The 6,555-nt window shown below is 34.5% G+C and carries 11 protein-coding genes; 1 reads left to right on the plus strand and 10 read right to left on the minus strand.

Annotated elements, in window-relative coordinates:
- Positions 1-36 precede the first annotated feature (36 nt).
- From AC5YC8_RS13050 to AC5YC8_RS13060, 3 genes are read right to left on the minus strand one after another with little or no spacing between them, the layout of a single operon-like run.
- A complete protein-coding gene (locus tag AC5YC8_RS13050) occupies positions 37-669 on the minus strand; it encodes a putative metallopeptidase (protein ID WP_496164822.1) in 633 nt (210 codons plus the stop codon).
- A complete protein-coding gene (locus tag AC5YC8_RS13055; RefSeq protein WP_496164823.1) occupies positions 666-836 on the minus strand; it encodes a hypothetical protein in 171 nt (56 codons plus the stop codon). The genes AC5YC8_RS13050 and AC5YC8_RS13055 overlap by 4 nt, the downstream gene beginning before the upstream one ends.
- Positions 821-1,045, minus strand: a complete 225-nt coding sequence (locus AC5YC8_RS13060) for a hypothetical protein (RefSeq protein ID WP_496164824.1) — start codon at positions 1,043-1,045, stop codon at positions 821-823. The genes AC5YC8_RS13055 and AC5YC8_RS13060 overlap by 16 nt, the downstream gene beginning before the upstream one ends.
- A 151-nt stretch (positions 1,046-1,196) precedes the next feature.
- Between AC5YC8_RS13060 and AC5YC8_RS13065 the strand changes: the two genes are divergently transcribed.
- A complete protein-coding gene (locus AC5YC8_RS13065; protein WP_496164825.1) occupies positions 1,197-1,415 on the plus strand; it encodes a hypothetical protein in 219 nt (72 codons plus the stop codon).
- Here the strand turns inward: AC5YC8_RS13065 and AC5YC8_RS13070 are convergent.
- The 7 genes from AC5YC8_RS13070 to AC5YC8_RS13100 form a co-directional block, all read right to left on the minus strand.
- Entirely contained in the window at positions 1,412-1,537 is a 126-nt protein-coding gene (locus AC5YC8_RS13070) for a hypothetical protein (protein WP_496164826.1), read from the minus strand. The two genes, AC5YC8_RS13065 and AC5YC8_RS13070, sit on opposite strands and share 4 nt — an antisense overlap.
- 109 nt (positions 1,538-1,646) lie before the next feature.
- Positions 1,647-2,588 (minus strand): hypothetical protein, encoded by a 942-nt coding sequence (locus AC5YC8_RS13075; protein ID WP_496164827.1) that lies wholly within the window; start codon positions 2,586-2,588, stop codon positions 1,647-1,649.
- Between the two features lie 1,612 nt (positions 2,589-4,200).
- Complete coding sequence (locus AC5YC8_RS13080) at positions 4,201-4,737, minus strand: hypothetical protein (RefSeq protein WP_496164828.1); 537 nt, start codon at positions 4,735-4,737, stop codon at positions 4,201-4,203.
- A 4-nt stretch (positions 4,738-4,741) separates the two neighbouring features.
- The gene (locus tag AC5YC8_RS13085) at positions 4,742-5,134 is read right to left on the minus strand and encodes a DUF559 domain-containing protein (RefSeq protein ID WP_496164829.1); all 393 of its coding nucleotides are present in this window, start codon (positions 5,132-5,134) and stop codon (positions 4,742-4,744) included.
- Positions 5,135-5,204: 70 nt separating this feature from the next.
- Positions 5,205-5,450, minus strand: a complete 246-nt coding sequence (locus AC5YC8_RS13090) for a hypothetical protein (protein WP_496164830.1) — start codon at positions 5,448-5,450, stop codon at positions 5,205-5,207.
- A gap of 185 nt (positions 5,451-5,635) precedes the next feature.
- A complete protein-coding gene (locus AC5YC8_RS13095) occupies positions 5,636-5,860 on the minus strand; it encodes a hypothetical protein (RefSeq protein WP_496164831.1) in 225 nt (74 codons plus the stop codon).
- Positions 5,857-6,555: ATP-binding protein (locus AC5YC8_RS13100; RefSeq protein ID WP_496164832.1), on the minus strand; the 699-nt coding region annotated here is incomplete at its 5' end. The genes AC5YC8_RS13095 and AC5YC8_RS13100, both read right to left, overlap by 4 nt.

The following is a 6,555-nucleotide window of genomic DNA, read 5'->3' on the forward strand; positions in this document are numbered from 1 at the left end:
TTGTAAAACTACGTAAAACAAAATAGGCAAAAAAAATTAAGCCAACTTCAATAAACACGTACCACATGCATGAGCAATATTTGCTTTTGATATTGTTGGACCATCATTTGCAAGCTCTACCATTTTTTGGACTGATTCAGATGCACCATAACGTTGTACAACACCGTGGAATTCTTCTACATCGTGACCACGTAAAAAATGCTTAGGCTCACCAGTCATTTGACTGACAAGAATATTTCCATCTTCATCACGTTTAACACCAATGTGATACAACTCATGCTCAATCAAGGCACAAAAATCAGTATCACTCGCTTGGGATGCAAACTGAGCATCAATAGTGATGATGTATGTAGGTATATGACCAAACCAATTTCTTAGCTGCAACTCTTGTCTAGCTTTCTTCCAACCACCCATGTTAATCATGACGCGCTCGGTTTGCCCTAAAACTACCTGTTCAGCCTTAACAAATGCAGATGAAGCCCATAAAACATCGAAAAAATCACGCTCAAACATTTGTATATGATCGTGGTCTGGGTTATACAAATCACCTTCTTCATATACGAATGTTTCTAATATCCACTTTCTTAAATCATGCGCTGGCTCAAAATCAATTGGGTCATACTCAGGATCTAAACCTAAAAGGCTTTCAGGTGGATATGGTCGCTTCATTGCAATAACGCCCTTAAATTTCTTACACGATTCTTAAATTCTGTAATTTTGGAATCAACAACTATCATTTCATCTCTGGTCATTAATCCACGAGATAGGTTTTGGTATTTCTCGATTTCATCTGACAGGGTTTTAATATTCTTCTTCGCTTCTACTTTATCAACCATACAAACATCCCAATAATAAGAACAATAACTAGATACCAAGCTTTATTGAATCGGTTTGTCTCATTTGATAATTCTTTGTAGTAATCTTCCTGAGAAAAATCCCATGCTTGCGTGATTTCTTCTTTGTATGGTGTTGTTGCAATTTTACCTTGATTTCTTGTATGAGCTTGAGCATTCAAACACTTAGCTTTCTTCTGCTTTCTATTCATATCCACCACCAATAAACGTAAAAAAACCACCCGAGGGTGGTCTTAAAATTCAATTACCATAATGTTCAATAGACAATTCACTTAATAATAAGAACACTTCATCCTCTGTGAACCCGACACAGTCCCTACAACAGATCGGGTGGAGAAAAGAATGAGCGATACAACTAGAATCACCAATCCAATTGAAATCAAAGATAATTCTAAAGAACGAGTTGCATTTGATCTTATGGAGAAAATTATCTACGCTGAAGGTAGAGCAAAACAAGCAGATTACCTACAACCCAACCCACGTGAATACTATTTAAAACTATATAATCAGTGCCATCAAATTATTACTATTTCAGGAATTGAAGTTAAAGATGTTCTTTAATCTTTCTTTTTAAAGAGTTCTTCTTCAATTTTTTTAATATTAAATACGATTTCATTAGGATCTTTAATGCCAGCATTGATTAGGCTTACAACCAATTCAAGCTTTTCATTATGATTCAACATATTAAAACTCCAAACAGTAAAGTTCACCCAGTGTGGGCTTTATAAAAAAGAAAAAGCCCCTCAACATCTAGAATGCAAGGGGCTTTGAGAGTGATTCTAATAATAACAATTAGCTAAAATTTAGTATTTCTATATTTTTTAATTCAAATTGCTTTTTTTGAGGATTATATTTTTCATGAACAATTATATCAGCCTTGATCTTTCTCTTACCATAAGAGTGTAGCTGAGCTGGATCTATATTTTCACCAAGTATAAAATTTACTCTTTTATCATGGATATCAGGAACCAATCCCGCCCACCCTCTTGTCTTGTTATCTTGGTCTGAGGCATATACCCACGCATCAACATTTGAATAGTTTTTTTCACGCTCATCTTGAACAGGTGGTTTATAGTTGTCAGGAACATTATCAACAAAATTACCATCAAATTTAACCTGCTCTAACAGCACATCCTTACTATCAACAGTGATTTCAGCACCTTTTTCCAGCTTTGCCGGCTGGACAAAGTCAACAGCATTTTTTGCAATCTGTTTTTGAGGCAAAGCATCAATTACTTCTTTGACTTCATCACCTGTCAAAATCATAGTACCATTCGAATTCATAATACCATTATTCACAACTACTACAGATGGCTTGGCTGGCTCCGATGAGCCCCCTAAAGCATTCATAACAGCTATTGTTGCGCCCACTGAAAGAATAGCGGTAGCGCCTGCAACAACGAGACTTTTCACTACACTATTATCCTTAGCTATTTCTTTTAAACACTGTTTCGCATCACTCCCAAGTTTTTCTACTTTGGAGTAATTTGCTTCACCTAATGTTTGCTTAAGAAGGAATTTTAAATCTAAGCTTCCGCTCTCTAAGTGCTCAATAAAAATTTCAGAATTAGTAACTTTTATCCCTGGATATACCTTCTCAATAAACTGAGGCGTTTTGAGTAAAGTACTTTCGATTGCTTTCAAGCTATTAATCACAAAATCAATTGGAATGTAATTTTTATTTGAATAGTAAACGTGATATTCAGTTTCAATGATAATTTCTTCAGCAACCACTTCTTACCCCCAAAATGTAAAATTTTAGGTTTTTATATCATAAATCAAATCATTATTCTTGCTTTAATAATGAACAAAAAAAATATTTCAACAATGAAAAGAAAAAGCCCCACCAATAACTAAGTATTCGATGGGGCTTCATGTGCCGTAATCCGTTCGGCTAGGGTTACCGAAATAACCAAGGTAATTAAATAATGAAAACATAGTTATATATTTGGTTATTTAAAATTTCGTACCAATCTCTACAATATCGACCACTACAACAATTATTTTAAATATCATCTAATTTTTTAATTTCAATCAAAACCACATACATAAAATAAGTTGTTATTTATCAAAATTTTAAAACCATATTAATTCTATTGGTATTTTTATTATCTATACTTATTATTTTACCAAATGTTATAAAAAATCAAAAAAAACAAGTACAATTCCTTCATACAATAAATAATAGCAATTCAGCGCATTATAAAAATAAATTGAGGTTTGTATCTTTGGGAGAGGATACAAACCTTCTTTTTTTACATACGAAAAACCCACCAAGAGTTAACTTGATGGGTCTCGAAAAATACAAACAAAATTCAGCGCATTGAATTCTAGATGAAATATACGCTTTTTTAATAACTAATCAATCATTAAATTTTTAAATTTACATATTAAAAAGGTATAGCTGTCAGCTATACCCCTTATTCAATTTAAACCATCTGCCCAAATTTATACACTAAAAAGGTTAAGATCACCGCTGAAACCACTATAAGCATTATGTCTATTATATCATCGGAGGTCATATTTTTATCCTCGTTATTTTTTGTTATTTTTTATAATAATATGTTTTGAAAATAATGCAATATGTAAAAATTCCACTTGGAACGGACGCTTTCGGACAATACGTATAACAATATATATTCTATTTTTTTCTTATTACCTTTAATTACCAAAAAAGTATTTTATTCAAAAAAATACCCACGAATTGGAGTACGTGGGTAATAAACTAGAGAATCTATACTAATATAGTCGGATTTAATACTTAGTTTGTATCAAATACGTAAGTTTGGCGACAATCAATCTAAACCACTAAGAATAAAAGGAAGTCGCCAAAACTATGTTGCTCAAAACAATTAACCAAGCCCAATAGCATCTTTCACATCATCACCACTTGGTTGGTTTATTTTAGACAATAAAAAAAGCCCACCTTTCGATGGGCCTCACACCTAATCATTTGCGCTGACTTAGTTGCTTTTATTGCAAACACAATATAACAGACAAAGGTTTAGCTTTTATTAGCAAAATATATCAATAAAATTAACTTTTCGATAAGCAAAAAAAAACCGCATCTCTTGGGGAAGAAATGCAGGTTATAAACTTGGAATTAAAAATTAAATTCCTGTGGAGTAACACCCACTATTTTACTAGGTTTATTTATTAAGTAACTAGTAATATCTACCAAAAAATAAGTTTTACAACATTGATACTTTATTAATCTATGAACTATAGGATTAAATAACTGGCATTAAAAAAACCCACCTTTCGATGAGCTTCTTAATTCGGTCTATCACTTACGCAGTTCGACCACTGTATAAAAACTATACCTTACATACCGCAATTTTGTCAATTAAGAGTTTCTTAAACTTTTACGATAAATTTCAACGTAATAATCTATTTCATCTTTCATATCATCAAGCATTTGCTCAACCATGTATTCCAAGAAAATATAATTCTTTCGATAGGTTTCAGATTTAACCTCTGTAACACCAACAAACTTCAATCGCTTTTCAACACAAGGTTCTTTTGCCCCACGTAAATGAAAGAACAGTACCATTTTTGAAACTTTTAAACTTAACGATTCAATATTAAATGTAACGCGTTTAACCTTATCTTTAAGCGCATCACATAGGATTTTAGCAAAGTGTTTATGTAGTACATCGTATGCAACAGTATTATCCCGATAATCACCCCAAACTAACAATTCACAATATGCTTTACATGCAGGACATTCGATTGAAGCAATAGCACCACAACGATCTTCCCATGATGGACCTTTTTCACCAGTACCCTTTGGATCTGCATTGTATTCAATTGCTTTAAGTCCAATTTGGCACAACCATTCCAAATTGGTCATTTTCTCTGTTTTTTCAGCAACTGCATTCATCCCTTTACCCTCTCACCAATTCTTCAATTTGTTTAATCGCAAAACCACTTGTTACTTGTTCAGTGCTAAATCTAAATACCTGATAACCCATTGCTGTTGCTGCGTTGTATTTATCCATATCCCCCAAGTAGCCTTTACCTCTTGTGTGACGACCACCTGACCAAATACCCCCTTCAACCTCAATTAACAGCTTTGTATCTTCAATATAAAAATCAGCTCTCCATTTCCTTGTCGGGTGAAACCTAAATTCGCTCTTAAATGCGATTTTCAGCGCTTTTAATTGCATCCCTAGTATTTCCTCGCCCTTACTCTGTTTCTTCACGCCACGCTTCGGACATTTTGATTTAAGCTTATTTCCATATTGTTTCTTGTATTCAGCGAGTGAGATACTGGTCATTCAACCCCCATATCCGCTTCGTTCTCTTGAAATTGTTCTTGTAAGAGTTCTTCTTCTAAGTCGTGATTTGTCATGCTGCTACCTCATAACCTGATCGAACGCTATATTTTTTCTTTGCTAAGCGACTGGGCTTATAACGAATCACATAACACCCTTTGCACGCAGCCTCATAACAAGTGGATTGAGTACCGTCTTTCTTCTTTTTACCTTTGTATGTGAACCAAAATTCACTATCCAACGGCCAATATTCTTGACACTCAATACAAAGCTTTTCACGACCTAATTCCGTTTCAATGTATTTAGGTTTTGAGTTCATGCCACCACCTGCGCTTTCATTTTTGCTTTTAGTGCTGAGCGCTGATTACTGATTGTTTTTGCTTCTTTGCAAAACTCGCAACGACACTTATGTTTGTTGTATGCGTAAACAGTGCCATGATTAATTAGGGGGGGCATAAGCCAATCCTTCCAATTCTTCACACCAATCCAATGTGTACTGATCTCTCATGACAATCCTCCAATACGACACATAAACGTAATGTACATTCCGCCATACGATGGTCTGCTAAATGCCTTAAGCTCTTTTTTAAGCAATGTTTCGATATGTGCTCTAGTTTCAATTTTGTATGGCATTGAGCTTTTAAAAATTCGACCAGAGTTTTGATAAGCTTCGATCGTAACTGTCATTTTTTGACGGTTTATTTCTGTTACCTGAACTTCTACACTCACACCCCACCCCCAACTCTTGAATCATTCCAATTGCATTCAACAATCGTTAAACCGTCATGTTGAAAACGAGACCAAAGACGATCACCTAAATCTTTTTGAAGTTCTTCAATCGTCATATTTGAAATAAGCATCGTTGCTTTTTTTGCGTCATAACGTGAGTACAAAACCTTGTGCACTAACTGCAATCTGTTCTCATGACGATCATGCAAGCCGTATTCATCAAGAATTAATAAATCGTATTCAGTGAAGCGATGAATCGCACTAGCTTCACTGTCATCGGCTTTTTTCCAAGCATTGGCAATTTCATTCGCCATATCTTCAGAAGTGATATAACGAGCGTATTTACGTTTGTTGAGCACGTTTTTAGCCACTGAACACGACAAATGCGTTTTACCTGTTCCAGTACGTCCAACCATGATCAAATTGCGATTCATGCTGTTGTTAATATCTTTTGCGAATGTTGAGCACTGAGTTAAAGCAATTTCTTGCCCTTTATTTTTCACTTGGTAGTTTTTAAACCCACTCTCAGCATGACGACTTGGTAGCATTGCTCCTGCAAAGTGTTTTTCACGAACAGATTGATTTACTTCTGATTCGTGTTTGATATGGACTTGCTTAATCAAATCCTTTGCGCATGATTTACAAACAACACGACCAAATAGATTTACTTTCAACTCGTTGTGCTCAATGCAAAG

It is taken from the genome of Acinetobacter sp. FY731, assembly GCF_059515905.1.